The organism is Polaromonas sp., assembly GCF_041689105.1.
Lineage (GTDB): Bacteria > Pseudomonadota > Gammaproteobacteria > Burkholderiales > Burkholderiaceae_C > Polaromonas.
Genome location: NZ_JBDNGU010000104.1, coordinates 42,644 through 67,730, shown reverse-complemented (window position 1 = coordinate 67,730; position 25,087 = coordinate 42,644). Strand labels below are relative to the sequence as shown.

23 protein-coding genes are annotated in these 25,087 nt (G+C 62.3%); 17 read left to right on the top strand and 6 right to left on the bottom strand.

The window, feature by feature from the left end:
• Positions 1-18 precede the first annotated feature (18 nt).
• From ACESMT_RS11250 to ACESMT_RS11235, 4 genes are read left to right on the top strand one after another with little or no spacing between them, the layout of a single operon-like run.
• A complete protein-coding gene (locus ACESMT_RS11250) occupies positions 19-1,065 on the top strand; it encodes a peptidase M29 (RefSeq protein ID WP_372826681.1) in 1,047 nt (348 codons plus the stop codon).
• Positions 1,062-1,844 carry an alpha/beta fold hydrolase gene (locus tag ACESMT_RS11245; RefSeq protein ID WP_372826680.1) on the top strand — a complete coding sequence of 261 codons (783 nt, stop codon included), beginning with the start codon at positions 1,062-1,064 and terminating at the stop codon, positions 1,842-1,844. Before ACESMT_RS11250 ends, ACESMT_RS11245 begins: the two co-directional genes overlap by 4 nt.
• Before the next feature lie 20 nt (positions 1,845-1,864).
• Positions 1,865-3,151: an acyl-CoA dehydrogenase family protein gene (locus ACESMT_RS11240; protein ID WP_372826679.1), complete on the top strand. Its 1,287-nt coding sequence runs from the start codon at positions 1,865-1,867 to the stop codon at positions 3,149-3,151.
• Between the two features lie 13 nt (positions 3,152-3,164).
• Positions 3,165-4,652: a class I adenylate-forming enzyme family protein gene (locus ACESMT_RS11235; RefSeq protein WP_372826678.1), complete on the top strand. Its 1,488-nt coding sequence runs from the start codon at positions 3,165-3,167 to the stop codon at positions 4,650-4,652.
• Here the strand turns inward: ACESMT_RS11235 and ACESMT_RS11230 are convergent.
• Together ACESMT_RS11230 and ACESMT_RS11225 are read right to left on the bottom strand one after the other, a co-directional pair.
• Positions 4,627-6,786 carry a 3-hydroxyacyl-CoA dehydrogenase NAD-binding domain-containing protein gene (locus ACESMT_RS11230; RefSeq protein ID WP_372826677.1) on the bottom strand — a complete coding sequence of 720 codons (2,160 nt, stop codon included), beginning with the start codon at positions 6,784-6,786 and terminating at the stop codon, positions 4,627-4,629. The genes ACESMT_RS11235 and ACESMT_RS11230 overlap by 26 nt on opposite strands.
• A 46-nt stretch (positions 6,787-6,832) precedes the next feature.
• Complete coding sequence (locus ACESMT_RS11225) at positions 6,833-8,038, bottom strand: acetyl-CoA C-acetyltransferase (protein WP_372826676.1); 1,206 nt, start codon at positions 8,036-8,038, stop codon at positions 6,833-6,835.
• 264 nt (positions 8,039-8,302) lie between these two features.
• Here ACESMT_RS11225 and ACESMT_RS11220 point away from each other — a divergent pair, with 264 nt between their 5' ends.
• Positions 8,303-9,466 (top strand): acyl-CoA dehydrogenase family protein, encoded by a 1,164-nt coding sequence (locus ACESMT_RS11220; protein WP_372826675.1) that lies wholly within the window; start codon positions 8,303-8,305, stop codon positions 9,464-9,466.
• Between the two features lie 260 nt (positions 9,467-9,726).
• On the opposite strand, the gene ACESMT_RS11215 is transcribed toward ACESMT_RS11220, so the two are convergent.
• Positions 9,727-9,897 (bottom strand): hypothetical protein, encoded by a 171-nt coding sequence (locus ACESMT_RS11215; RefSeq protein WP_372826674.1) that lies wholly within the window; start codon positions 9,895-9,897, stop codon positions 9,727-9,729.
• Between the two features lie 342 nt (positions 9,898-10,239).
• Here ACESMT_RS11215 and ACESMT_RS11210 point away from each other — a divergent pair, with 342 nt between their 5' ends.
• The 4 genes from ACESMT_RS11210 (at position 10,240) to ACESMT_RS11195 (ending at position 14,224) form a co-directional block, all read left to right on the top strand.
• Positions 10,240-10,869 carry a hypothetical protein gene (locus ACESMT_RS11210; RefSeq protein WP_372826673.1) on the top strand — a complete coding sequence of 210 codons (630 nt, stop codon included), beginning with the start codon at positions 10,240-10,242 and terminating at the stop codon, positions 10,867-10,869.
• 155 nt (positions 10,870-11,024) lie between these two features.
• On the top strand, positions 11,025-12,206 hold the full coding sequence (locus ACESMT_RS11205) for a methyltransferase (protein ID WP_372826672.1): 1,182 nt from the start codon (positions 11,025-11,027) through the stop codon (positions 12,204-12,206).
• 139 nt (positions 12,207-12,345) lie between these two features.
• Positions 12,346-13,071, top strand: a complete 726-nt coding sequence (locus ACESMT_RS11200) for a glutathione S-transferase (RefSeq protein ID WP_372826671.1) — start codon at positions 12,346-12,348, stop codon at positions 13,069-13,071.
• 193 nt (positions 13,072-13,264) lie between these two features.
• Positions 13,265-14,224, top strand: coding sequence for a PA2169 family four-helix-bundle protein (locus tag ACESMT_RS11195; protein WP_372826670.1), 960 nt, complete (start codon positions 13,265-13,267; stop codon positions 14,222-14,224).
• A gap of 84 nt (positions 14,225-14,308) precedes the next feature.
• On the opposite strand, the gene ACESMT_RS11190 is transcribed toward ACESMT_RS11195, so the two are convergent.
• From ACESMT_RS11190 to ACESMT_RS11180, 3 genes are all read right to left on the bottom strand, one after another.
• Positions 14,309-14,728, bottom strand: coding sequence for a hypothetical protein (locus tag ACESMT_RS11190; protein ID WP_372826669.1), 420 nt, complete (start codon positions 14,726-14,728; stop codon positions 14,309-14,311).
• 171 nt (positions 14,729-14,899) lie between these two features.
• Positions 14,900-15,178, bottom strand: coding sequence for a hypothetical protein (locus tag ACESMT_RS11185; protein ID WP_372826668.1), 279 nt, complete (start codon positions 15,176-15,178; stop codon positions 14,900-14,902).
• A 59-nt stretch (positions 15,179-15,237) separates the two neighbouring features.
• Positions 15,238-15,375 (bottom strand): hypothetical protein, encoded by a 138-nt coding sequence (locus tag ACESMT_RS11180; RefSeq protein ID WP_372826667.1) that lies wholly within the window; start codon positions 15,373-15,375, stop codon positions 15,238-15,240.
• A 658-nt stretch (positions 15,376-16,033) separates the two neighbouring features.
• On the opposite strand from ACESMT_RS11180, the gene ACESMT_RS11175 reads away from it, so the two are divergent.
• From ACESMT_RS11175 to ACESMT_RS11140, 8 genes are all read left to right on the top strand, one after another.
• Complete coding sequence (locus tag ACESMT_RS11175) at positions 16,034-16,489, top strand: CHRD domain-containing protein (protein ID WP_372826666.1); 456 nt, start codon at positions 16,034-16,036, stop codon at positions 16,487-16,489.
• Between the two features lie 172 nt (positions 16,490-16,661).
• Complete coding sequence (locus tag ACESMT_RS11170; RefSeq protein WP_372826665.1) at positions 16,662-16,865, top strand: hypothetical protein; 204 nt, start codon at positions 16,662-16,664, stop codon at positions 16,863-16,865.
• Positions 16,866-16,924: 59 nt separating this feature from the next.
• On the top strand, positions 16,925-17,218 hold the full coding sequence (locus tag ACESMT_RS11165) for a hypothetical protein (protein ID WP_372826664.1): 294 nt from the start codon (positions 16,925-16,927) through the stop codon (positions 17,216-17,218).
• Positions 17,219-17,337: 119 nt separating this feature from the next.
• Positions 17,338-18,921, top strand: coding sequence for an FAD-dependent monooxygenase (locus tag ACESMT_RS11160; protein ID WP_372826663.1), 1,584 nt, complete (start codon positions 17,338-17,340; stop codon positions 18,919-18,921).
• A complete protein-coding gene (locus tag ACESMT_RS11155; RefSeq protein ID WP_372826662.1) occupies positions 18,918-19,115 on the top strand; it encodes a hypothetical protein in 198 nt (65 codons plus the stop codon). Before ACESMT_RS11160 ends, ACESMT_RS11155 begins: the two co-directional genes overlap by 4 nt.
• Positions 19,105-19,554 carry a MarR family winged helix-turn-helix transcriptional regulator gene (locus ACESMT_RS11150; RefSeq protein WP_372826661.1) on the top strand — a complete coding sequence of 150 codons (450 nt, stop codon included), beginning with the start codon at positions 19,105-19,107 and terminating at the stop codon, positions 19,552-19,554. Before ACESMT_RS11155 ends, ACESMT_RS11150 begins: the two co-directional genes overlap by 11 nt.
• A gap of 137 nt (positions 19,555-19,691) precedes the next feature.
• Positions 19,692-22,088 (top strand): YgiQ family radical SAM protein, encoded by a 2,397-nt coding sequence (locus ACESMT_RS11145; protein ID WP_372826660.1) that lies wholly within the window; start codon positions 19,692-19,694, stop codon positions 22,086-22,088.
• 732 nt (positions 22,089-22,820) lie between these two features.
• Positions 22,821-25,061 carry an ATP-binding protein gene (locus ACESMT_RS11140; protein WP_372826659.1) on the top strand — a complete coding sequence of 747 codons (2,241 nt, stop codon included), beginning with the start codon at positions 22,821-22,823 and terminating at the stop codon, positions 25,059-25,061.
• Positions 25,062-25,087: the final 26 nt, after the last annotated feature.

The window sequence follows — 25,087 nt, the reverse complement described above, 5'->3', positions numbered from 1 at the left end:
CTTCAAGAAAGTCATTTCATGCTGCAGGAACGAATTGAAGCCAGATGGGTGGATTGTTTTGCCGAAACGTTTGCGTTGTGCGGGGTGAAGGCGGGAGACACGGCGGCCATCCTGTCCGAAACCCAGTCGCGACCGGTCAACGTGCAGCTGGCCGAACTTGCGCTCGCGCGTCTGGGTGCACGCGCTTTTCATCTGGTGCTTCAAAGCCCCCGGCTTGCCGCGCCGGTGCCGGTGCGCTCGACCGGTGCCTCGGACGCCATCGGACAGCTCGCGCCGGTGGTGCAGGCGCTGGCAGCCTGCAGCTTTGTCGCGGACCTGACGGTCGAAGGCCTGCTACATGCAGCCGAACTGCCGGCCATCCTGGAAGGCGGCGCCCGCGTGCTGATGGTGTCCAACGAACACCCGGAAATCCTCGAGCGCTGTGTGCCCGATCCGGCGCTGGAGCCCAGGGTCAAGGCCGGCATCAAGCTGCTCAGGTATGCCTCCACCATGCGCGTCACCTCCCAGGCCGGAACCGACCTGCACATATCGCTGATCGGTGCGCAAGCCGGCGGCGGTTGGGGCTACACCGCCAAGCCCGGCACCATTTCCCACTGGCCCGGCGGTCTGTGCCTGGCCTTTCCGGCCAAAGGCAGCGTCAACGGCACGCTGGTATTGGCTCCCGGCGATGTCAACCTGACCTTCAAGCGTTACCTTGACAATCCCGTGACGCTGACGATCAGGGACGACTTCGTGACCGATATCGCGGGCCAGCATGTCGATGCCGAACTGATGCGCAGCTACTGGGCCGCCTGGGGTGACCGCGAAGCCTATGCCGTCTCGCATGTCGGCTGGGGCATGAACCCGAAGGCGCGCTGGGACGCGATGGCCATGTACGACAAGAAGGACTTCAACGGGACCGAGCTGCGCGCCTTTGCGGGCAACTTCCTGTACTCCACCGGCGCCAACGAGGTGGCGGGGCGCCACACGCTGGGTCATTTTGACTTGCCGCTCAGGTCTTGTACCGTGATGCTGGACGAGGTAAAGGTGGTGGACGCCGGTCAATTGGTGGGGGAGCTGGCATGACACTTCCGGCCTGTCTGGAGCAGGGTCAGGGCGACACTGCGGTCTTCTTTCTGCACGGCGTGGGCGGGGGCAAGGAGGCTTGGGCACACAACCAACTCGTGTTTGCCAGCCACGGCTTCAGGACAGTCGCTTGGGACATGCCGGGATATGGAGAATCGCCCACCGTACAACCCTATGACACTTCAGCGCTGGCTGGCGCACTCGCGGACCTGATTGAACACACGGGCGCCCGTCGCAATGTGGTGCTGGGCCACAGCATGGGCGGCATGGTTGCGCAGGAACTGGCCGCACTGCACCCGGCGCTGGTGCAGGGGCTGATTCTTTCCGCCAGTTCTCCGGCTTTCGGCAAGGCCGACGGCATCTGGCAGCAGGAGTTTTTGCATAGCCGCTTTGCCCCGCTGGATCAGGGGCGCGGCATGGCCGGGCTGGCGCACGACCTGGTGCCTGGCATGTTTGCGCCTGACGCCGATCCGGACCGCATCGCCGAGGCTGCTGCGCTGATGGCGCGGGTACCGCCGGAGAGCTATCGCGCCGCACTATCGGCCATCGTGTCTTTCAATCGCCTGGACAAGCTGGCGGCCATCGCCGTCCCCACCTTGTGCCTGGCGGGCCAGCTCGACAAGACGGCTCCCCCCGCCGTGCTTGAAAAAATGGCCAGCCGCATCGCCGGAGCCGGCTATGTCTGCTTGCCCGGTGTCGGTCATCTGGCCAACATTGAGCAGCCAGCGCTGTTTAATGACGCTGTTCTGACATTCCTGATGCAACACTTTTCGCCCTGACTTGATCCGAGGAACTGTCCATGTCTGCATTGCCCCTGACTCCGTCGCCTTCCGTTCGCTACACGCCGCCTTCGATTGCAGGCGATTACACAGAACTCACGCCCAAACAAAAAGAACTGCTTGCCATCGCCAGCCGATTGGGGCACGAAAAATTTGCGCCGCGCGCGCAGCAGATTGATCGTGATGCGGTGTTTCCCTTCGAGAACTACGCCGACCTGCGAGCCGCCGGCCTGCTCGGCATCTGCGTGCCTGAGGAACATGGCGGTTGGGGCGCGGACTTCGCCACCTACGTGATGACGGCCGCCGAGATCGGCCGCCACTGTGGCGCCACGGCACTGACTCTGAACATGCATGTCAGCTCCACCATGTGGACCGGTTTCATCGCCGACGACCTGGACATGACAGCCGAGCAACGCGCCAACCATGAAGCGCACCGCGCAGTGCACTACGCGCGTGTGGTGGGGCAGGGGAAGGTCTACTCGCAGCCGTTTTCCGAGGGCGGCGCTGCGGCGGCCGGCAAGGCACCCTTCGGTACGCTGGCCCGAAAGGTCGATGGGGGTTACATCGTCAACGGCAAGAAGATCTTTGCCTCGCTGGCAGGGGCTGCTGACTACTACGGTATTTTGTGCACGCTGGACAAGCCCGGCGCCACGCAGCGCGATTCCCTGTATCTGGCGGTGGACAAAAACCTGGACGGTGTCAGCGTGACCGGCGACTGGGACCCGCTGGGCATGCGCGGCACGGTATCGCGCACGCTGATCTTCAAGGACGTTTTCGTGCCCGACATCGAACGCCTGATTCCCGAAGGCCTGTATGCCCAGGCCGCGCTGCGCTGGCCGCACATGTTTGCCACCTTGTCGCCGACGTACATGGGCATCGCGCAGGCAGCTTACGATTTCACCGTGCAGTACCTGCGCGGCGAGGTGCCCGGCACGCCACCGGTCAAGCGCCGCATGTACCCGACCAAGCAGATCGCCGTGGCGGAAATGAAGGTCCGGCTGGAGCAGACCCGCGCGATCTTTCTGCAAAATGCGCGCGCCGCACGCGTTGATCCGTCCAAGGAAATCCGCCTTGGCCTGTACGCCGCGCACTACACCATCATGGAAAACGCCAACGAGATCTGCCGCCTGGCGGTACGTACCTGCGGCGGTCAGTCGATGCTCAAAAGCCTGCCGCTGGAACGCATGTACCGCGACTCGCGCTGCGGTTCGCTGATGCTGCCCTGGACGGCGGAGCTGTGCATAGACCGTCTCGGGCGCGAATGCCTGTATGAGCCTGGCGAGCAGGACGAACAGGCTGTGCTTTAAGAAGACTTTCTGGATGGATTTCGACAGCATCATCGAGCGGCATGCCGCCAGCGCGCCCGGTCGCGTGGCGCTGCATTTCTCCGGACAGGACATCAGCTACGCGCAGCTGTGGCGGCGCATAGAGCTGGCCACCGGGGTGCTGCAGGCCGCAGGCATACAGCGCGGGGACCGCGTTGCCTGGCTGGGTCTGGGCGACCCGGCCCTGCTGGTGCTGCTGTTTGCGCTGGCGCGCCTGGGCGCGATTTTTCTGCCGCTCAATTACCGCCTGGCCAGGCTGGAGCATGAGGCCATTCTTGAACACGCTGGGGTGCGCCTGCTGGTGACTGACGCCGTGCATGCCACTGCGGCTTCCGCGCTGGTTGACTCCGCGGGCTGCGAGCTGTTGCCGGCCAGCGGTCTGGGCGCCTCTGCAGACGGCGTGCCCGCAGTCATGTCGTCCGGCAGGCCGGAGGACCCGGTGCTTCTGGTCTACACCTCCGGCACCAGCGGGCGGCCCAAAGGCGTTCTGCACACGCAGTCGGGGCTGGGGTGGAACTGCGTGATCGCCATCGACGCGAACGGCTTGACGCCGGCCGACCATGTGCTGAGTGTGTTGCCGATGTTTCATGTTGGCGGCTTGTGCATCCAGACGCTGCCTGCGCTGTACGCTGGCGCGCAAGTGACCCTGCATGCGCGGTTTGATGCCGGCGTCTGGCTGGCCGATGTGGCGCGGCGCCGACCGACGCTGTCCCTGCTGGTGCCAGCGACCCTGCGCGCCGTGCTGGATCACGCAGGCTTTGCCAGGACCGACCTGTCCTCCCTGAAACTTCTGGCGACAGGTTCGTCCACCATTCCCGTGTCTCTTATTGCCGCATTCCATGCGCGTGGTGTGCCAGTGGGCCAGGTTTATGGCGCCACCGAGACTGGCCCCGTTTCCATCTGTCTGCGCCGCGAAGATGCCATGGCCCATGCAGGATCGGCAGGCAGGGCAGGCCTGCAGGTCGAGGTGCAACTGGTCGATGAGCGCGGCCAGGCGGTGCGCACTGGCGAGGTCGGCGAGCTGTGGGTGCGCGCGCCCAACATGCTCTGCGGCTACTGGAAGGACCCGGACAACCCGGCGTTTGCCGATGGATGGTTTCACACTGGCGACCTGGCGCTCTGTGACAGTCAGGGGTTTTACGAAATCGTCGGCCGTTCCAAAGACATGATCATCTCCGGGGGCGAAAACATCTACCCGGCTGAGATCGAAAACCTGTTGGCCGATTGCCCGCTGATCGTGGAGGCTGCCGTGGTTGGCGTGCCAGACGCCCGCTGGGGCGAGGTAGCCGTGGCCGTGATCGTCAGGGTGCCGGGCGCCGCACTGGACGCTGCGGCGGTGACGCAGTTGTTCGAGGGGCGGTTGGCGCGGTTCAAACACCCCAAACGCATCGTGTTCTGCGATGCGCTGCCCAAAACAGCCTTGGGCAAGGTGCAGAAAGCCGGCTTGCTGGATCGCGTCAGTACACCGGCTGGTGCCGCCTGATCGTGTCCTTGACCGTATCGCTGAGCGCAAAGCCCGGGCCGCAACTGGCGGCCAGCTGGTCGGCCCGTTTTGAAAAAGCGTCCAGCCCCATGCCATAAATGAACTGCATCGCGCCGCCGGTCCAGGCCGGGAAACCAATGCCGAAGATGGAGCCGATGTTGGCGTCGTGCACGGTGGTCAACACGTTTTCGCCGAGGCAGCGTGCGGTTTCAACGGCCTGTCGGTAGAGCAGCCGGTCTTTCAGATCGGTGATGGTCCAGTTTTTTCCCGGTTTTTCGAACAGCGGCTTGAGCTCGAACCACAGGCTTTTCTTCGCACCTTTTTCGTCCGGGTAGTCATAGAAACCGGCGCCCGCAGCCCGACCGTTGCGGCCCCACTCCTTGACCATGCGCTCGACGATCAGTTCGCCCGGCGCGGCGGTGTAGGTTTTCCCCTCGGCCGCATAGTCGGCACGGGTTTGGTCCAGCACATGCACACTCAGCGACAGCGCGGTTTCATCCAGCACCGCCAACGGGCCGACCGGCATGCCGCACTGGATGCCTGCGTTTTCAATGGCCGCCGCCGGAATGCCTTCACCCAGCATGGCCGCGCCTTCCATCACAAAGGTGCCAAAGGTGCGGCTGGTGTAAAACCCGCGCGCGTCGTTGACCACGATGGGGATTTTGCCGAGGGCCTGCACATAGTCAAAGGCGCGCGCCACGGTTTCATCGTCGGTCTGTTTGCCGCGAATGATCTCGACCAGCTTCATTTTGTCCACTGGGCTGAAAAAGTGGATACCTATGAATTTTTCAGGCCTTGCGCTGGCCGTGGCCAGGCCGCTGATCGGCAAGGTGGAGGTGTTCGACGCAAAAAAACCGCCTGGGACCAGCAGCGGCTCGGCCTCTTGCGTGACCCTGGCTTTCAGGTCGCGGCGCTCGAACACCGCCTCGATCACCAGGTCGCAGCCAGCCAGGTCGGCCACCTGGTCGGTGGCGTGGATGCGTGACAGCAGGGCGCTTTGGTCGGCCGCGCTCATCCGGCCCTGGTTGACGCGCACCTGCGTGAGTTGGGCGCTGTAGGCCTTGCCGGCGTCGGCCTTGTCCTGGCTGACATCCCTGAGAACGGTGCTGATACCCCGGCTGGCCTGCACATACGCAATGCCTGCCCCCATCATGCCGGCACCCAGCAAGCCGACCTTTTGTGGTTTGTAGCGCGCAATGCCTTTGGGCCGCGACTGGCCAGACTTGATCGCGTTCAGATTGAAGAAGAAGGTGTTGATCATGGCCTTGGCCACCGGGGTCACAGCCAGCCGGGCCAGGTAGCGGCTCTCGATTCGTAGCGCGGTGTCGTAATCCACTTGAGCGCCTTCGACCATGGCAGCGAGTGCCGCCTCGGGGGCCGGGTACAGGCCGCGCGTCTTCTGCTTGAGGACGGCCGGCGCCACGCTGAGCATGGCGGCCAGCTTGGGGTTGCTCGGCGTACCGCCGGGCATTTTGTAGTTCTTGTCATCCCAGGGATGATGGGCCGGTGCGGCCGCGCCGTCGTGCCGGTCTATCCAGGCCAAGGCGGCAGGGCGCAGCGCAGCAGCGTCGGGCACCAGCTCGTGCACCAGGCCGAGTTCCAGCGCTTCCTGCGGGTTGAACAGTTTGCTTTCGAGAATGTAAGGTTGCGCGCCCATCAGGCCCAGCAGGCGTGTCATCTTGGTGATGCCGCTGGCGCCTGGAATCAGGCCCAGTGTGATCTCGGGCAGGCCGAACTGGATTTTTTTGTCAGCGACCGCGATGCGGTAGTGGCCAATCAGCGCTACCTCCCATCCGCCGCCGAGCGCTGCGCCGTTGAGGCAGCTGACCACTGGTTTTCCCAGGGTCTCCAGGGTGCGGAAGTTCTTTTTCATGCGCTCGATTTCGACGAAGACGGCGCCAGCGTCCGTGGCCTTGTTGCGCATCAGGCCCTTGAGGTCTGCACCCGCAAAAAAGGTGCTTTTGGCAGATGTCAGCACGATGCCGCGCACCGCATCCCTGTCCTTGAGCACCTGCGCGGTGACTTCGTTCAGGTCCTGCTGCCACTGCGCACACATGGTGTTGACCGGCGAGTCTTCCTCGTCGAAGGTGAGGGTGGCAATGCCGTCGGCCAGTTCGTACTTGATCGTTTTCATGTGTTCTTTCATTCTTTATCCCTCTCCCTCTGGGAGAGGGGACCTATCAGATCCGCTCAACAATCGTTGCAATGCCCATGCCGCCGCCCACACACAGGGTGGCCAGGCCGTAGCGCAGCTTGCGCCTGTGCAGCTCGTCGATCAGGGTGCCCAGAATCATTGCGCCGGTCGCGCCGAGCGGATGGCCCATGGCAATTGCGCCGCCGTTGACGTTGACCTTGTCGTGCGGGACCTTCATCTCCTTCATGAAACGCATCACCACGGCGGCAAAAGCTTCGTTGACCTCGAACAGGTCGATCTGGTCGATCGTCAAGCCGGCCTTGGCCAGCGCCTTGCGCGCCGCCGGCATGGGGCCGGTCAGCATGATGGTCGGGTCGGCCCCGCTCAGGGCTGCGGCCACAATGCGGGCGCGGGGCGCCAACCCATGGGTCTTGCCCGCAGCTTCGGAACCGATCAGCACGGCAGCCGCACCATCGACGATACCCGAGGAATTGCCGGCGTGGTGCACATGCTGGATACGTTCGACCTGCGGGTAACGCGTCAGCGCCACCTGGTCAAAACCCATGGCGCCCATTTGCTCGAAGGCAGGTTTCAGCGCGGCCAGGCCTTCCAGCGTGGTGTGCGGTTTGATGAACTCGTCCTGCGCAAGAAGGGTCTGGTCGAGGAAGTCCTTCACCGGAACGACCGAGCGGTCGAAATAGCCGGCCTCGCGCGCCCTGGCTGCGCGTTTTTGGCTTTCCAGTGCAAAAGCGTCCACGTCCGCGCGGCTGAAACCTTCGATGGTGGCGATCAAATCGGCGCCCACGCCCTGCGGCACAAACAGGGTGGCGCTGTTGGTTTCGGGGTCTTGCGCCCAGGCGCCGCCGTCCGATCCAATCGGCACCCGGCTCATGCTTTCGACGCCACCAGCGACCACAAGGTCTTCCCAGCCCGAACGTACTTTTTGCGCAGCCATGTTCACCGCTTCCAGGCCCGAGGCGCAAAAACGGTTGATCTGCACGCCGGAGGCGCGGAAGTCCCAACCGGCCTTGAGTGCAGCGACCTTGGCAATCACCGAGCCTTGCTCCCCGACGGGTGAGACCACACCCATCACCACGTCATCAATCTGCGCGGTGTCGAAGCCATTGCGACGCTGCAGCTCGGTCAACACCCCCGCCAGCAGGTTGACGGGCTTGACCTCGTACAGGCTGCCGTCCTTTTTGCCCTTGCCGCGCGGGGTGCGGATGGCGTCATAGATGAAGGCTTCGGTCATGGGATGCTCCAAGTGGTTTGTCGTTGCGGGCCTGACCCGCAATCCATGGGTCCCGGATCAAATCCGGGATGCCAGGAATAAAGCTTGTGTTCTGCAGTATATTCATTTCACCAAGCAATCGCTTTGCATAAATATGACGCCCATGCTCGACGCTTTCTGTACTCGCTGCCCCTGGAAGGCTCCTTTTCCTGAGGTCGGTCCGGCGGAAAAGTTGACCCCTCGACCGTTACTTTGTTTTTTCTTTTTGACACTGTCAGGCGACACATGATTGACCGCACCATTTTCAGCAGTGACCACGAAACCTTTCGTGATGCCTTCCGCAAGTTCTGCGACAAGGAGATCGCGCCGTTTCACGCCCAGTGGGAAGAACAGGGCTATGTGGACCGTGCCGTTTGGAACAAGGCGGGAGACAACGGTTTTTTGTGCATGACCATGCCGGAAGAATATGGTGGCTCGGGTGCCGACAAACTGTATTCGGTGGTGCAGATGGAAGAGCTGGCGCGCGGTGGTTTCTCCGGCATCGGGTATGGGTTGCACAGTGAAATCGTGGCGCCCTACATCCTGCACTACGGCACCGAAGCGCAGAAGAGGAACTACCTGCCCAGGCTGGCCAGCGGCGAGATGGTGGGCGCGATTGCCATGAGCGAGCCCGCCGCCGGTTCCGACCTGCAGGGTGTCAAAAGCACCGCCATCAAGCAGGCCGACGGCAGCTATTTGCTCAATGGCAGCAAAACCTTCATCACCAACGGCTGGCATGCCGACCTGGTGGTGGTGGTGGCCAAGACCAACCCTGCGGCCGGCGCCAAGGGCACCAGCTTGCTGCTTGTCGAACGCGGCATGCCGGGTTTTGGCGTGGGCAAGCGCCTGAAAAAACTCGGCCTCAAGGCGCAGGACACTGCTGAACTGTTTTTTGACAATGTACGCGTCCCCGCTGACATGTTGCTGGGTGGCGAATTACAGGAAAACCGTGGCTTCATCTGCCTGATGGAGCAGCTGCCCTGGGAGCGGTTGCAGATCGCCATCACGGCGGTGGCGTCGGCGCAGGCCGCCATCAACTGGACCCTGGACTATGTGAAAGAACGCAAGGTGTTCGGCCAGGCGGTGGCCAGCTATCAGAACACGCGCTACATCCTGGCCGAGCTGCAGACCCAGGTGCAGGTGGCGCGCGTGTTTGTCGACAAATGCACCGAACTGCTGGCCGGGGACAAGCTGGACACCGCCACAGCCAGCATGGCCAAGTACTGGACTACCGACCTGCAGTGCAAGGTCATGGACGAGTGTGTGCAGCTTTTTGGTGGCTACGGCTACATGTGGGAGTACCCGATTACCCGGGCCTATGCCGACGCGCGGGTACAACGCATTTACGGCGGCACCAACGAGATCATGAAAGAGGTGATTTCACGGGCCATGGGACTGGGGGCGAAATAGAAAACAGACGAAAAAAAGGTTCCGGCGTGTTGCCGGAACCTTTTTCGCCTTGAGCGCAGCGTCTGGTTGACGCGGCGCTCGATCATGATTTCTTCCACTGGGGGTGTTGTGGGACCATTTCGTGTCAATTTGTGAGGAAGCGCCTGCAGACACCGGCCTTTCTCGCGCCCATGAACACAAAAATGCCCCGTTGCCAGCGGACTGGCAACGGGGCTCGTTTCAAACTGCTTCCTGCCTGCAGGCCCGGCAACCCGGACGGCTTATGACGGGTCTTTGCTGCGAGTGCGGCTGACAGCGCTGAAAATGCCGATGCCCGGAAAAATCAAGGCACCAATGCCGATGTAAAGGTGGGGCACACCTGCTTCGACCGCACCCCAAACGAGACCCCCGAGAAAAATAACAAAACCGATCATGTACAGGGCAAAAGACATTTGTTTCCCCCAGATGTTAATGCCGCAAGTATGTGCGGGGCGCTGTCCCTATCGGCGCGCCGCCTTTTGCGTTGTGGGAGCACGCCTACTGCAGCAGGATCGAAAGCTCCCGTACAGAAAAGTTCTAACGTGATGTGCAAGCGGTGGTCTAAAAGCCTATTACTGTTTCTCAGAGGCGAAATCTGTCACAACCGGTGCGCTCAAAATGCCATGTATCTGGACGTGACAGCTTGTAATGAAAAGGATACGATTGCCCCCATAGACACTGCAATTTTTTTTCCGATAACTCAAATAACGTTTTGCAACGAGGTTGGGAGACCTCCCACAACACCTTGTTTCGCCATGTCATTCTTTCAAAATCTGTTCTCATCTTCGCCAGGCGGCGCCAAGGGTAGTTCAGCCGGGCCGGAGACCGCCCCCGTCAAGATGAACCTGGACGAACGCATGGCGTTTCGCCGGGAAATGTTGTTCGATTCTGTCAAGAACACCATGGAAAGCCGGGGGATTTTGAGCGCGAGTTACCGCTTCAAGGTGGTACGCGCTGACAAGCGCGGCCACAGTTTTGCCGTGATGGTGGATTTGTCCACCGATTTCATGGATGGCGAGCAGGGCCAGCAAAGGGCATTGATGGCGCTTGGCGAGGCCATCAAAAAAAATGCGCTGTCCCGCTATGGGCTGGGCGTTCCGGCCGTCTACTGGCGTGTCAACGAGGAAATCCGGGGCTTCGACGCGCAACGTGGTGAGCCGGCCGAAAAATCCGACGAGTCCGAGTCATCGCCCGATGCGCTGCGCTCGTCCAACGTGCGCAGGTATGAACGAGCCACCGCGCAGGAACTGGCGGCTTTCGAATCCGCATGGCAAAAAAGCAGCGAGTTGTCCATTGGTGACCGTACCTACGCGTCTGACCTTGCGCCTCTGACCGGCGACAGCAGCAAAGACAGCAGCAACGATAGCAGCAAAGACAGCCGATAAGTCATTTTCGCAGCCTGGCCGGCCCCGGCCCTGATCTCTGCCCAGTGACCGCCCGATAATGGCGGTCTCTTCATCCACCGGGTTTGCGCCATGTCTTTTTTTTCCTTGTGCCTGCGTTCGCAAGGCATTCCCGGTCATGCGGTGAAAGTGTTGGCGTGAGCGAGGCGTCCCGCATCCACTGGAGCGAAGCCGGTGAAGACCGTTCTGCCCGCTGGCGCTCTGAAAGCGGTGCCTTGCCCCCCAAACGCGTGGTGATCGCCAGCGACACACTGACCGCCGACGCTGCTTTCCGGCTGGCCAGCGAAGGAACGGGCATGTTGTGGCGCGGCGATTTCCAGAATGCGCGGCTTTTGCTTCAAGCCCTTGCGCGGCGCATCGACAAACCGCGCAAGGCAAAGAAGGCCAAAGCGGCGGTCAGCACCCTGCCGCCGTCCCCCGCCGATACTTTCAACCTTTATCGCCAGGCGCAGTCGCAGCGGGCCCGCACCCTGGCGATGCTGTTGATCGAGTTCGAGGGCACCCATCACATTACGCTGCGGCGTGCCCCCCACGTAGTGCAGGCTTGCAGCGAGGCTTATGGCCCGGGTGATGCTGCGCAAGGCAACTACGTCGCGCCGCTGCGCGAATTGCAGGGGCTGATCGGCGCGCACGAGTGGCGAAAAAAAGGGCTTGCCATCGCCGCCCTGGACGGGGAGCGCATTCATCCGCACTATGGGGTGTTCGCCCCTTTGCGCGGAGACTATATGGAGTTGCTCGCACAGGCGCCGTTACCGCCCGCGCTGTCTGCAGGCGGGGTGGCATTCGACATCGGCACCGGCACCGGTGTGCTGGCCGCCCTGCTGGTGCGCCGTGGTGTGGCACGGGTGGTGGCGACGGACCAGGACCCGCGTGCGCTGGCCTGTGCGCGGGAGAACCTGGCGCGGTTGGTACCGGGCGGGCAGGTCGAGCTGGTTCAGGGCGACTTGTTTCCTGTGGGCGTTGCGGCACTGGTCGTCTGCAACCCCCCCTGGCTGCCGGCGCGGCCGAGTTCGCCGATCGAACACGCGGTCTACGATCCCGACAGCCGCATGTTGCGTGGTTTTCTCAATGGCCTGGCGGCGCATCTGGCGCCCGGCGGCGAAGGCTGGCTGATCCTGTCGGACCTGGCCGAACACCTGGGTTTGCGCTCACGCGCGGACTTGCTGGGCTGGATGGATGCAGCCGGTTTGCAGCCCCTTCACCGGCTGGATGTTGACCCCATACACCCCAAGGCTGACGACCTCACCGATCCGCTGCATGCGGCGCGGTCTGCCGAGATCACCTCGCTGTGGCGGCTGGGCGTGAAGACGGCGGCATAACTTGCTATGAAAGTGATAGCTCCTGGCGTTTATCCGGTAAGGGCTGGAGCCATTTTTTATTCATTTTTTGATCCCAGGGAGCCGGTCCCGTTCCGTTGGCCAGCCTCCTGCCTGTCGTTCTCATCGAAAGGACTGTGCCATGCCTTATGAGTTGCATTACTGGCCGACCATCCAGGGCCGTGGCGAATTTGTGCGGCTGACCCTGGAAGCTGCGGGCGCGGACTACGTGGACGTGGCGCGTGGCAGCCAAAAAGGGCAGGGGATCGCGGCCACACTGCGCCGCATGAACGCGCCGGACCTCGTCCATCCGCCGTTCGCGCCGCCGTTTCTGATGCACGGCAAACGCACGATAGGACAGACGGCCACCATCCTGCTTTACCTCGGTCCGCGCCTGAACCTGGTGGGTAAAAGCGAGGCCAGCCGGCTCTGGACACACCAGCTGCAACTGACGATTGCCGATGTGGTGGCGGAAGTGCATGAGACGCATCACCCGATCGCAACAGGGCTGTATTACGAAGACCAGAAAACAGAAGCCATCGAGCGCGCGAAAGCTTTTCGCGAACAGCGCATTCCCAAATTCCTGGCCTGGTTCGAGACCGTGCTGGCGCGCAACCCGGCCAGCAGCACGCATCTGGTGGGCGCGCGACTGAGCTACGCCGACCTCTCGCTGTTCCAGCTGGTCGAGGGCCTGCTGTACGCCTTTCCGACAGCGGCGGAACGCGCGCTGAAAAAAGTGCCACACGTGAGGGCGCTGCACCTCGGCCTTGGCAGCCACAGGCGACTGGCCGCGTACCTGGGCAGCGAGCGCCGCATCGCTTTCAATGAGGATGGAATTTTTCGACGTTATCCCGAACTCGACGCTTAGACCGCTGATTTTCTTTGGTGTCTGACACGGGACGTTCTCCTACAGATGGCCATGCACCTGCCTGACCACAGGCACTGGTGAGCGGATTGAGGATGAATTCCGGACCTGAGAAGCTGCCTCTAAAAACTGCCTGTCAGGCATGGCGGTGACACCGGTCTTTCACCCTTGACCATCATCTTGAAGGAGCATCGCCATGGCACTCGATTACAGAGAGAAAGACAAAGACCTCAACCTCGACCCCATCACCGATGCGCCTGGCGCGCATCCTGTCGGCACCGGTTTGGGTGCCGCCGCCGGTGGTGCTGCTGCCGGCGCTGCGGTTGGCGCATTTGGCGGGCCAGCAGGCGCCATCGCGGGCGCTGTTGTCGGCGCTGTGGCGGGCGGGCTCGGCGGCAAGGCTGTGGCAGAGGCGATCAACCCGACTGCTGAAGAAGCCTACTGGCGTGATCAGTACACCCGCGAGCCCTATTACCAAGGTGGTCGCAGCTTCGACGATTACGCGCCAGCTTATCGCCTGGGCCTGTACGGCCGCAGCAATTACACCGGGACGTTTGACGATGCGCAAAGCGACTTGTCGGTTTACTGGGACAGTAAGAGGGAGAACTCCACGCTGTCCTGGCCAGAGGCCGAAGCGGCAAGCCGTGCCGCCTGGACACGCGCGGATGACCAGCTTGCTCCCAGCGCAGTGTCCAGCGAGGTGGTCGATAACGACGACGTGGTGGATACATTGAACAACCTGCTGGAGTCCGGCCGCGATGGCGAGTTTGGCTACACCGAGTGTGCCGAGCATGTGCAGGCCCAGGACATCAAGACCTTGCTGCTGCGGCATGCCGACGAGTGCAGGGGTGCTGCGGCCGAACTGGCCAGGCAGGTTCGCGAGTTAGGCGGTGAGCCCGACGAAGGCGGCACGACCAGCGGTGCGCTGCACCGAGGCTGGGTTTCAGTGCGCGGCAAGCTCAGCGGTTACACCGATCTGGCCATGCTGGAAGAGTGCGAACGTGGTGAAGACACGGCGCTTGCCCGCTACCGCAAGGCGCTCAAAGGTCAGCTGCCCTCCGCCACTCGTGCGCTGGTGGAGCGTCAGGCCCAAGGCGCGCAGAGAAACCACGACCAGATCAAGGCCATGCGCGATGCGCTGAAAGCCGCTTCCTGATCCTCACACAAACACGCCCGTAAGCGGCGAAACAAAAAAGCTGGCCGAGGCCAGCTTTTTTTGTGCTCTCAGGGTGAAGGCAGCTCAGTCCTTGTGACCGTGGTTCTTCCCGTGTTTTTTGCTGCGGTTGTTGTCATGGTCGTCCTTGTACTTGTATTTTTTTGCTTTTTTCTCTTTGACAACCACGTAGTTCGTATCACGCACCCAATAACCCGGCTGGCGGCTGTAGCCATTGCCGGTCTGCACCCAGTTATCCGGCGTCCAGCGGTAGCCGCCGCGTTTGTAGATGGCGCGGCCACGCACCCAGACATGCCGATCGCCGCTCCAGGCCCAATAACCCGGTGCCCAGACCTGCGCAGGCGCCAGTACCGGAACCGTCTCGTACTGCGCCGGCGGTGGGGCCACTCCGATGTTGATGGTGATTTGCGCCATTGCCGGCACGGCTGCCGCGGCGAGCACGCTGGCCAGCACGATGGTTTTAAGGAAGGGCCTGATGATGATCATTGGATTCTCCTGGTGGTTGTTTCAGTCAGTGTCTGTGCGCTTTGTCGGTCCGTGATATGCAGCAGGTAAAGTTTTACGGGGGGCTACAGACCAACTGTGAGACTTTGTTATTTGCTACTTGTTTCATAGCTACTTGCGTCCATTCCGAAGGGGCTGCAGCCCTTTTTTTGCTCAATTTTTTAGCCTGCTGCCGCAGTCCACCTGTGCGTTCAGCGCTTTGCCCTGTTGGCCGGGGCTGCTGTCGGTGACTTTGCAGGCCGATACCTTCTCGATGGCACGGACCAGACTGGCTGTTTTTTGGGGACCTTCCGTCTGGGCCCGCAGGGACGTCGCGGTCCAGGTGCTGGCGGTGAGCTGCTCGACCCTGTAGCTCAAGCCGTCGATCTCAATGGTCTGCGTCGCGGCGGGCGCGCTGACGCGCAGGCCCGCGCAGCCCGTCATCGCCACCATGGCGGTCACTATGGCGAGGGCAGCGCAGATTCCGGGCCGGGTCGCCCCAGGGGAGCGCTTCAGACAAGTCCCGCCGGGTTCGGGGCAGCCTTCGGATGCGGCACCATGGGCGGGGTATCAGGAGTTTTGGACTGCGGGCAGCCGCTGAGGAAGACCGCAGTCAGCAGCACAGCCAGGGCGGAGAAAACATGCTTCATGTCAGGCTCCCAAGGGTAGAGGCAATTGATGGATGGGGTGGCTGCAGCTGCAGGCGAGCTCACCATGCAGTCAATGTACGAAGACCTGATCTGCACGCACAGAGGCAGCGCGGCCGCCTGCCTGTAGTCGCGCGGCGCACACTGGTGTGATGAGGGTCCTACATCGCACGGTCCGATCAGGTTTTGCGCTCGGCGCTTCCCAGGCCGGGTTCCACCACAAGGCGGCTGGATTTGCTTCTTTTGCGGCGCCGACTCTGGTCGTCTTCGTATGCAACGCCACGCGAATGTGAATCAGACCGAAGCTGATGGCCCTTTTTCATAAGGCTCATAAGGCGCGCGGCACCATGACCTGAACCTTTCTACCTGCCTTTACGTTGGTGGGCTATTCCCATGCAAACATAATCTTGCTGAAAAGCAGAGGCCTTGAGGTGTCGGCAGTTGACCGGCGAGGTCGTAGGACGACGGCCTCGATATGACTACTTCTGCCCCTGTAATTGCTATCAAAGTAATAGCTGGAAATTGCCGTCAAACAAGGGCTGAACGCAGATTCGACACTTGGACAAGCTTTTCCGGATTGGAAAAAGTCCTAGACGGTCCCGCAAGTTTTATCGGGCTTTCCGTTCTATGATGCATATTCTTTAATTATCCGGAGCTAAAAATGGCAAATTTCACTCGGGTTGTCCGTGCCGCTTTGGCAGCTACAGCAGTGGTTTTGGTAGTCGCAGGCTGCGGCATGATGCAGAAATCCTCTCCCCTGGTGGCCTTGACGACGCAATTGCGTGCGGCCAATGAAGTGCCCCCTGTTGCCAGCGCCGCAACCGGTCAGGTCGATGCCCAATTCAACAAAGAGACCAACGTTCTCCGCTGGCAGCTCTCCTATGACAACCTGAGCGGTCCCGCGACGGCAGGCCACTTTCACGGCCCGGCCATGGTGGGTGCCAATGCAGGCGTCGCTTTGGGCTTTGCCAGCCCCATGAGCAGCCCGATGATCGGCCAGGCCACGCTGACTGCAGCTCAGGCAGCAGACATGCTGGCCGGCAAGTGGTATGCCAACATCCACACCGCCAAATTTCCTGGTGGCGAAATTCGTGGACAGATGACCGTGCGTCCTTGATACGCCGCTTTCGGCACACAACAGCCAGGCCATAGTGCCTGGCTTTTTTTTTCCTTGCAAAGTGTCCTACATACGTCAAGCGCAGCTACTGACGCGCGATGGCTTTGTTGGGGCATAAGGTGGTGACTGGTCATCAACCCGCTGCCCCGCAGCCAACCGAAGGAAATAAGGCATGAAACAAGTCAATCGAAGCCCGAACCCCAGTCATCAGGACGCTCCAAAACATCCCAAGCCGCTGGGTGGCGACCAACAGGCGCTGGCAGAAAAAGCGGCAGACAGCTCGGCCAGCGTCAAGGCGCGGATCGAGTCCCAGAACTTGCCGGACAAACCACCGCTTGATCATCAGCACATGCCCAACAGTTCGGGACGCAAGTAAAAGCCGGTTCCAGTCAACACGCACTGCGGACCTGATCGCACCAACCAAGGACCTCCCCCATGGCAACGAAATTTTCCAGTTTATTGATTTCTACGCTGCTGACTGTTGCAGCTTCTTCCGCATTGGCACAACCTGTTGCCATGGAGGAGCGCCTTCTGGAAAGGGGCGCCGTGGCCGATGTGACGCCGCGGCAGTTGTACACAACCGCCATCAAGGAAGCTGGCGGCGGCCATAAGTTGTGGCTCTCTGAATGTGCCGCCATGGCAGCCGCCGGGCGCACGGCCTGCCGGCGCGAAGCCAAATTGGCGTACGACCGCGACATGGCCACTGCCCGCGCCATCCTGCGCAAGTAACAGACAAAGGTCTCCTCCGTTTGGCCCCGCCAGCGAGTGGGGTCTTTTTTTGTCTGTGCCATCTGGTTGCATGCGCAACCAGACCGGCATATAGTTGAGGGCGCAACCAAAGCCATCCGATGACCACTGCTGTTTCCCCGCTTCCTTCCCAGGTGCCTGTGCTGATCGTCGGCGGCGGGCCGGTCGGCCTGACCCTGGCCGCCTTGCTGTCGCGTGGCGGCATCGCCTGCATGGTGGTCGAGGCCGATGACAGCTACTGCAGTGGCAGCCGCGCCATCTGCATGTCGCGCCGCTCCCAGGAAATCCTCGGTTGGATCGGTGCCGACAGGCCGCTCGTCGACAAAGGCCTGTCCTGGGTGGGCGGTCGCAGTTACTGGCGCGACGCTGAGGTGCTGCATTTCCAGATGCCCAGCGAGCCCAGCCAGCGGTTTGCACCCATGGTCAACATCCAGCAGTTTTATGTGGAAGAGTTCGCACACCGTGCCGGTAGCGCCGCCATGGATGTGCGCTGGTCCAGCCGCGTCATGGCGGTGCGTCCGCTAGTGGGCGGCACCGAGGTCGATGTGCAGGACGCGTTCGGTCTGCATACGGTACGCGCCGACTGGGTGGTCGCCTGCGACGGCGGGCGCAGCACCGTGCGCGAGCAGCTCGGCCTGCAGCTCCAGGGCACACAGTACGACGGTAAATATGTGATCGTCGATGTGGTGCAGAAAACAAAACGGGCGGTCGAGCGCCTGGCCTGGTTCGACCCGCCGTCCAACCCAGGATCCACCATCCTGATGCACCGCCAGCCCGACGACATCTGGCGCATCGACTACCAGATCCGCGACGACGAGGACCCGGTCGAGGCCGTCAAACCAGAAAACGTCTTGCCGCGCGTGCAAAGCCATTTGCGCATGATCGGCGAGGACGAACCCTGGAAGCCGCTGTGGATCTCCATCTACAACGCCAAGTGCCTGACGCTGGACAGCTACCGGCATGGCCGCGTGTTGTTTGCCGGTGATGCCGCCCACCTGGTGCCCATCTTTGGCGTGCGCGGCCTCAACTCCGGGCTCGACGATGCCGGCAACCTGGCCTGGAAGCTGGCAGCCGTCATCCAGGGCAGGGCGCAGGACAGCCTGCTGGACACCTACTCCGTCGAACGTGTGCATGCCGCGCGCGAAAACATCGCCTACGGTGCCAAAAGCACCGAGTTCATGGCGCCGCCCAATTTTGCCTTCAAGCTGATGCGTGAGGCGACCCTGCGGCTGGCACTCAGCGACGACAAGGTGCGGCCGCTGATCAATCCGAGACAGTCCTCGCCCATCAGCTATGTGGACTCGCCGCTGAATGGGCCGCAGGTTGGCGAATGGGTCAACGAACTGGCCGCGCCCGGCGCACCCGCGCCCGAAGCCCTGCTCGCTGGACCCGACGGACCGCTGCACCTGACGCAATGTTTCGGCCGCGACATGTTGTGCCTGGTGTTTGCCGATGGTGCCTTGCCCAATGCACTGCGTGCGCTGCCGCAGCATGGCGTGGCTGTGCTGGCGATAGAGCCGCAGGCCGACACGCTGGGCCAGGCACGCCACCGTTACGGCCTGCCCGATGCCGCCGCCCAGGCCCTGGTGCTGGTCCGTCCCGACGGTTATGTGATGGGCCGCTGGCGCGGGCTGGACCCGGCGCCGCTGCTGGCCGCGCTTGAACAGAAAGGATTCGCTGTATGACCGATGCCGACCTGGACCGCAGTTACACCGCGCTGTGCGAGGCGCTGGCAGCCGTGGGCGAGACGCAGGCGCCGCTGCTGCTGTCCATGCTGAGCCTGTCGCTGATGAGCCGCTTCGATCACGCCGACGAGGTATTGCCCTTGATCGCCAATGCGCAGAAGCAATGCAGCGCGGGAGGGGGCAATGGCCCGTAAACCCACCGCTCTGCCGCCGCTGGACCGCTTCCTCACCTACCGTCTGCACCTGGTCAACAAACTGACCGACAAGTCCAGCAGCGACGCCTATGCGGACGAGTTCGGCCTGCCCGTGGGCGAGGCGCGCTGCCTGGCGGCCATTGGCAACTTCGCGCCGTTGTCGGTGGTCGAACTGGCGGCCAAGGCCAACCTCAACAAGGGCCAGGCCAGCCGCGCGGCCCAGGCACTGGCCGAGCGCGGTCTGGTCAGCAAGGCCGCCAGCGATACCGACGGTCGCGGCGTGGTGCTGGCACCGACGGCCGCCGGGCGGGCGCTCTGGAACCGGGTGATGGCGCTGATCGCACGGCGCAATGACGAAATTTTCGGCTGTCTGTCGGCTGCGGAGCAGTTGCAACTGGGTGGCATGCTGGACCGCCTGATCAGAAAGGCCAGGCGCTGATTCGCGGTTTACGCACACATTGCGCGGCTTTCAGGCCCGATTCAGGCCGCGAGCGGCCCGAAAGTACCCTTTCAAGGCGTACGCGAAGGCTTAAAACCTTAAAATAACCGGTTGCCCCCAAAGCCCCCATAGCCCCCATGAACGCCCCTATCGACGTCTCTTTTTTTGCGCGCGCCGCCAAACCGCTGACCAGCTACCGCAAGTACTGGGCAAGCCGCTTCGGCACGTCGAAATTTTTGCCCATGAGCCGGGCCGAGATGGACGTGCTTGGCTGGGACAGCTGCGACGTCATCATCGTCACCGGCGACGCCTATGTGGACCACCCGAGTTTCGGCATGGCCGTCATTGGCCGCATGCTCGAAGTCCAGGGTTTTCGCGTCGGCATCATCGCCCAGCCCGACTGGCAAAGCGCCGACCCGTTCAGGGCGCTGGGCAAGCCCAACCTGTTCTTTGGCGTGACTGCCGGCAACATGGACTCGATGATCAACCGCTACACGGCGGACCGCAAGATCCGCAGCGACGACGCCTACACACCCGGCGACATCGGCGGCAAGCGGCCTGACCGCGCCGCGCTGGTGTACTCGCAGCGCTGCCGCGAAGCCTACAAAGACGTGCCCATCATTCTCGGCGGCATCGAAGGCTCGCTGCGCCGCATCGCGCATTACGACTACTGGTCCGACAAGGTGCGCCGGTCGGTCGTGATTGATGCCAAGTGTGACTTGCTGCTGTATGGCAACGCCGAACGCGCGATTGTCGAAATTGCCCACCGGCTCGCAGCCAGGGAACCGGTCGCCACAATGACCGACATCCGCGGCACCGCCTTCATCCGCCGCAGCGGCGACGAGACGGCACAAGGCTGGTTCGAGATCGACTCCACCAGCGTCGACGCACCGGGCCGCGTCGAAGCGCATGTCAACCCGTATCTGATGATTTCGGAGCAGGCGAAAGAGCAGGGTGCGACCTGCGCGCGCGAGGACGAGGCGGCCGAGGTTGCGGCCCAGGCGGAATCGGCAGGCTCGACGGTGCTGGCCAAAGTCGTCCCGGCACCCCCGGCCAACCCTGCCATCAAGCCCCTGACCTTTGTGCCCAACCCCAGCCTGTCCCACATGCAGGGCAAGATCAAGGTACCGCCGCGCGACCGCTCGGTGATCCGCCTGCCGTCTTACGAACAGGTCAAAAGCGACGCCGTGCTGTATGCCCACGCCAACCGCGTGCTGCACCTGGAGACCAACCCCGGCAACGCACGGGCGCTGGTGCAGGCCCACGGCGAGGGAGCCACCGCACGCGACGTGTGGATTACGCCGCCACCGATTCCCCTGACCACGGCCGAGATGGACTACGTGTTCGATCTGCCCTATGCACGTTCGCCACACCCGTCTTATGCCGACGAAAACGGTAGCCACGACGGCACGACCAAAATCCCGGCGTGGGAGATGATCCGTTTTTCCGTGAACATCATGCGCGGCTGTTTCGGTGGCTGCACCTTCTGCTCGATCACCGAGCACGAGGGCCGCATCATCCAGAGCCGCTCGGAAGATTCGGTGATTCGCGAGATCGAGGCCATCCGCGACACCGTCAAGGGTTTTACCGGCGCGATCTCTGACCTGGGTGGGCCGACCGCCAACATGTACCGCATCGGCTGCAAGTCGCCCGAGATCGAGGCCGCCTGCCGCAAGCCGAGCTGTGTGTATCCCGGTATCTGCTCCAACCTGAACACCGACCACAACCCGCTGATCAAGATGTACCGCCGCGCGCGGGCGCTCAAAGGCGTGAAGAAGATCCTGATCAGTTCCGGCCTGCGTTACGACCTGGCCGTGCAGTCGCCCGAATACGTTAAAGAGCTGGTGACGCACCATGTCGGCGGTTATTTGAAGATCGCCCCTGAGCACACCGAGCAGGGCCCGCTGACCAAGATGATGAAGCCCGGTATTGGCAGCTATGACAAGTTCAAGCAGCTTTTCGAGAAGTATTCTCTCGAAGCCGGCAAGAAGCAGTTTTTGATTCCCTACTTCATCGCCGCGCACCCCGGCACCAGCGACGAAGACATGATGAACCTGGCGATCTGGCTCAAGAAAAACGGATTTCGCGCCGACCAGGTGCAGACCTTCTACCCCTCGCCCATGGCCACGGCCACGACGATGTACCATACCGGTAAAAACCCGCTGCGCAAGATCACGCGCAGTGCGGAAACCAGCGAGACGGTGGACATCGTGCGCGGTGACAAGCGCCGGCGCCTGCACAAGGCCTTCTTGCGCTACCACGACGCCAACAACTGGCCGCTGCTGCGTGAGGCTCTAAAGGCCATGGGCCGTGCCGATCTGATTGGCAACGGCAAGCACCATTTGATCCCGACCTTCCAGCCGCTCACCGACGGCGGCTACGTGAGTGCACGTAAGAAAAACTCAACAACCGTGGCGTTGAAAACCATCACGCCGGTCAAAGGCCGCATCCTGACCCAGCACACCGGCCTGCCGCCGCGCGACAACGGCTCGGGCAAGCCGGGCGGCAAAACCTTTGCGCGCAAGGCGCGCTGAGCACTCCCTGGCGACAATGATGCCGGTGTTTCCGAGCAGGGCGTAATTCATCGGCAAGGCCTTGCCATCGACGATGCGCGGCAGTCGCTTGAACGCAATGCTGGCTACCCGACCCAGAAAGCAGTCCATGTTCCTGCCGTCATCCAGCGGTCCGGGCCTGGCGCAGCGCTTTGATGCGCAAAGTCGCGTCAGGAAGTGCGCCGTTCATTCGGCCGGCTCCCGTTTTCGGGGGCCATGGCCACAACCATGGTGGGCACACAGCAGCACGTGGGCGGTCGGCGGCCATCGCCTTTGCAGTGTATTTGCGTTGATTTGCTACGTATTTGATAGCTGATGGAGGTTGTGTGGAAGGGGACAGAGGCTGTTTTTACTGAAACCCGGCCGGCGCGGCGTTGCACGCCGAGTTTGTCGAACAGGCGCTGCAGGTCGGTGTGCACGCTGGGCTGGGTACCGAGACGGGCGGCAGAGCCTTAAGCCCAGAAGGGTTTGGCCTGCCGGGCAAACCGGTCGCAGCTCGGCTGGCAGCCCCGTACGGGTATCTCCCGGCGCGCTGAACGCGTCCGGACAAGCCTTGAGCTTTCGCCCATGAAACAGCGGCCACGAAAACCCGGTCAGGTAGCGCATCCGCTTCAGGCGCCTCGCGTTCGCGGGTAGCCGTTGTTCCGGGCAAGTACCGCCGAAAAATTGCCATGTAAAAATACCCATATGCGAATTCGCTCCCAACTCTTTCTGATGACAGTCGCTGTGCTTGCGCCGGTGCTGCTGGCGACGAGTTTTGCGATTGAAAAAATAAGGGACGACGCGCGCGAGTCGGCCTTGCGCGGGTTGCGGGAGACCGTGCGGGCCACTGCGCTGACTGTTGACCGCGACGTGCATGGGTCCTTGTCGGCGCTCAAGGTGCTGGGAAACTCCGAAACGCTCAACGACCGGGATTTTGAGAAGTTCTACAAGCAGGCGGCGGCCCTGAACCAGTTGCCGGACGTCTGGACCTTGCTGTTCGATCAGACGGGCGCCCAGGTGGTCAATTCCCTGCTGCCCTATGGCACGCCCGCACCGTCGCCCTCGGAGCTGGGGCGCGTGACCCAGGTGATTGCCAGCCAGAAGCCGGTTGTCACCGAAGTGTTTGTCGGGCCGACTTCCAGAAAAATGCTCACCACCCTCTATGCGCCGGCGGCTGCCGCGGGGGGACAATCGTTTGTGGTTGCGCAGGCGGTGTCGCTGGACTACTGGAAAAAGGCTGCGCTGCATGGTGCCCTGCCGCCGTCCTGGATCGTTGCCGTGATAGACCGCAACGGTAATTTCATTTCGCGCAGCCACAAGAGTGAGCAGTATTTGGGCAAGCAGGCCAGACCAGAACTGGTGTCTGCTGCGCTTGCTTCGCCCGAAGGTCTGATTCGACATTTGACGCTGGAGGGGATTGAGTCCTACGACGCCTTTATGCACTCGTCCTTGACCGGTTGGACCATCGCGGTCGCTGCGCCGGTTGCCCTGGTCGAACAGGCCGCTGCCAATGCGGTGTACCTGTCCTTGCTGGGAATCGGTGCTGCGCTACTGGTTGCGATTGGGGCGGTGGTGTTGTTCGGTCGCCGGTTTATTACGGCCATCAACAGTGCGCACTCAGCGGCTGCGGCGCTGGGGCGTGGTGAAAGTCCCCAACCCACCAACACACCGGTTTCCGAGCTGGGGGAACTCAATTGCGCGTTGGTGAACGCGGGCGCTTTACTCCAGACCGAGCGCAGTTCACGGCTGGCGGCTGAAGCCGAGCGTGAGCGGCTGCTGCAAAACGAGACGCTGGCACGCGAGACGGCCCAGGCTGAGAACCATGCCAAAGACCAGTTTCTGGCCATGCTTGGCCACGAACTCAGAAACCCGCTGGCCGCGATATCGGGTGCCGCAGCTTTGCTGGAGACTGCCGGCCCCGACAAAGACCGCGCCCATCGTTACCTGGACATCATCAACAGGCAGAACAAGCACCTGACGCATATCGTCAACGACCTGCTTGACGTGAGCCGCCTGATGGCGGGAAAGATCATGCTCGAAAGATGTCCACTCAACCTGGCCGACTGTGTGGTCAGTTGTGTGGATGCGCTGCGCATAACGGATCGCGCCCAGGGTTATGTCATCGACATTCACAGCACGCCGGTATGGGTCAACGCCGACTGGGCGAGGATTGAACAGATCGTCAACAACCTGATCACCAATGCACTGAAGTTTTCGCCTGCAGCCAGCAAGATCGAGGTGCTTGTAGCCGCCAACGCCGGCACGGCGGTGGTGACCGTCCGCGACCCAGGCGCTGGTATGCCCTCCGATCTCCTGCAGCGCGTTTTTGAACCCTTCTTTCAGGGCCCGGCCCCGGTCAACCGGCTGCAGAGCGGAATGGGCATTGGCCTGGCGCTGGTGCGGCAACTGGTGACCTTGCATGGCGGCAAAGTGCAGGCTTCAAGTAGCGGCTTGGGTCAGGGCAGCACCTTTTCTTTCAGCTTGCCGGCCATTGCGGTGCCTCCCGCACAGCAGACAGCGCAGACAGCGCAGGCAGTGCAGACAGTGCAGACAGACAAGCGGAAACAGGCGGCGCCTTTACCCGTCATTCGTAAAATTGTTTATGTAGAGGACAACGCCGACGCGCGCGGCACGCTGGCTGAGCTGCTGCGCATGTTCGACTACCAGGTGACCGAGGTGACCGACGGTGCCAGCACACTGCCTGCGGTGCGTGCGGTCAAACCCGATCTGGTGCTGATGGACATTGGGCTGCCAGATATGGACGGTTATGCGGTGGCGCGCGGGTTGCGCGCCGATCCGTTCACCTGCACCGTGCCCCTGATCGCCCTGACCGGTTATGGCCAGATACGCGACAAGGAAGCCGCAGCGCTGTCGGGCTTTGATGCCCATCTGGTCAAGCCGGTGGACCCGGATGAGCTGGTGGCAACGATAGAGGGTGTGCTGGGGCGGTGGGCTGCGGCGCCGTCTGGGTGAGGGCTTGAAGCCAAATCTGCCGCCAG

Excerpts from the sequence above, each read along its gene's own strand:
- ACESMT_RS11150 (WP_372826661.1), top strand. The coding sequence starts at position 19,105 with ATGGCCCGTAAACCCACCGCTCTGCCGCCGCTGGACCGCTTCCTCACC.
- ACESMT_RS11165 (WP_372826664.1), top strand. The coding sequence starts at position 16,925 with ATGGCAACGAAATTTTCCAGTTTATTGATTTCTACGCTGCTGACTGTT.
- ACESMT_RS11200 (WP_372826671.1), top strand. The coding sequence starts at position 12,346 with ATGCCTTATGAGTTGCATTACTGGCCGACCATCCAGGGCCGTGGCGAA.
- ACESMT_RS11170 (WP_372826665.1), top strand. The coding sequence starts at position 16,662 with ATGAAACAAGTCAATCGAAGCCCGAACCCCAGTCATCAGGACGCTCCA.
- ACESMT_RS11140 (WP_372826659.1), top strand. The coding sequence starts at position 22,821 with ATGACAGTCGCTGTGCTTGCGCCGGTGCTGCTGGCGACGAGTTTTGCG.
- ACESMT_RS11235 (WP_372826678.1), top strand. The coding sequence starts at position 3,165 with ATGGATTTCGACAGCATCATCGAGCGGCATGCCGCCAGCGCGCCCGGT.
- ACESMT_RS11230 (WP_372826677.1), bottom strand. The coding sequence starts at position 6,786 with ATGAAAACGATCAAGTACGAACTGGCCGACGGCATTGCCACCCTCACC.
- ACESMT_RS11145 (WP_372826660.1), top strand. The coding sequence starts at position 19,692 with ATGAACGCCCCTATCGACGTCTCTTTTTTTGCGCGCGCCGCCAAACCG.
- ACESMT_RS11210 (WP_372826673.1), top strand. The coding sequence starts at position 10,240 with ATGTCATTCTTTCAAAATCTGTTCTCATCTTCGCCAGGCGGCGCCAAG.
- ACESMT_RS11180 (WP_372826667.1), bottom strand. The coding sequence starts at position 15,375 with ATGAAGCATGTTTTCTCCGCCCTGGCTGTGCTGCTGACTGCGGTCTTC.
- ACESMT_RS11225 (WP_372826676.1), bottom strand. The coding sequence starts at position 8,038 with ATGACCGAAGCCTTCATCTATGACGCCATCCGCACCCCGCGCGGCAAG.
- ACESMT_RS11215 (WP_372826674.1), bottom strand. The coding sequence starts at position 9,897 with ATGTCTTTTGCCCTGTACATGATCGGTTTTGTTATTTTTCTCGGGGGT.
- ACESMT_RS11175 (WP_372826666.1), top strand. The coding sequence starts at position 16,034 with ATGGCAAATTTCACTCGGGTTGTCCGTGCCGCTTTGGCAGCTACAGCA.
- ACESMT_RS11190 (WP_372826669.1), bottom strand. The coding sequence starts at position 14,728 with ATGATCATCATCAGGCCCTTCCTTAAAACCATCGTGCTGGCCAGCGTG.
- ACESMT_RS11245 (WP_372826680.1), top strand. The coding sequence starts at position 1,062 with ATGACACTTCCGGCCTGTCTGGAGCAGGGTCAGGGCGACACTGCGGTC.
- ACESMT_RS11250 (WP_372826681.1), top strand. The coding sequence starts at position 19 with ATGCTGCAGGAACGAATTGAAGCCAGATGGGTGGATTGTTTTGCCGAA.
- ACESMT_RS11160 (WP_372826663.1), top strand. The coding sequence starts at position 17,338 with ATGACCACTGCTGTTTCCCCGCTTCCTTCCCAGGTGCCTGTGCTGATC.
- ACESMT_RS11220 (WP_372826675.1), top strand. The coding sequence starts at position 8,303 with ATGATTGACCGCACCATTTTCAGCAGTGACCACGAAACCTTTCGTGAT.
- ACESMT_RS11240 (WP_372826679.1), top strand. The coding sequence starts at position 1,865 with ATGTCTGCATTGCCCCTGACTCCGTCGCCTTCCGTTCGCTACACGCCG.
- ACESMT_RS11195 (WP_372826670.1), top strand. The coding sequence starts at position 13,265 with ATGGCACTCGATTACAGAGAGAAAGACAAAGACCTCAACCTCGACCCC.
- ACESMT_RS11185 (WP_372826668.1), bottom strand. The coding sequence starts at position 15,178 with ATGGTGGCGATGACGGGCTGCGCGGGCCTGCGCGTCAGCGCGCCCGCC.
- ACESMT_RS11155 (WP_372826662.1), top strand. The coding sequence starts at position 18,918 with ATGACCGATGCCGACCTGGACCGCAGTTACACCGCGCTGTGCGAGGCG.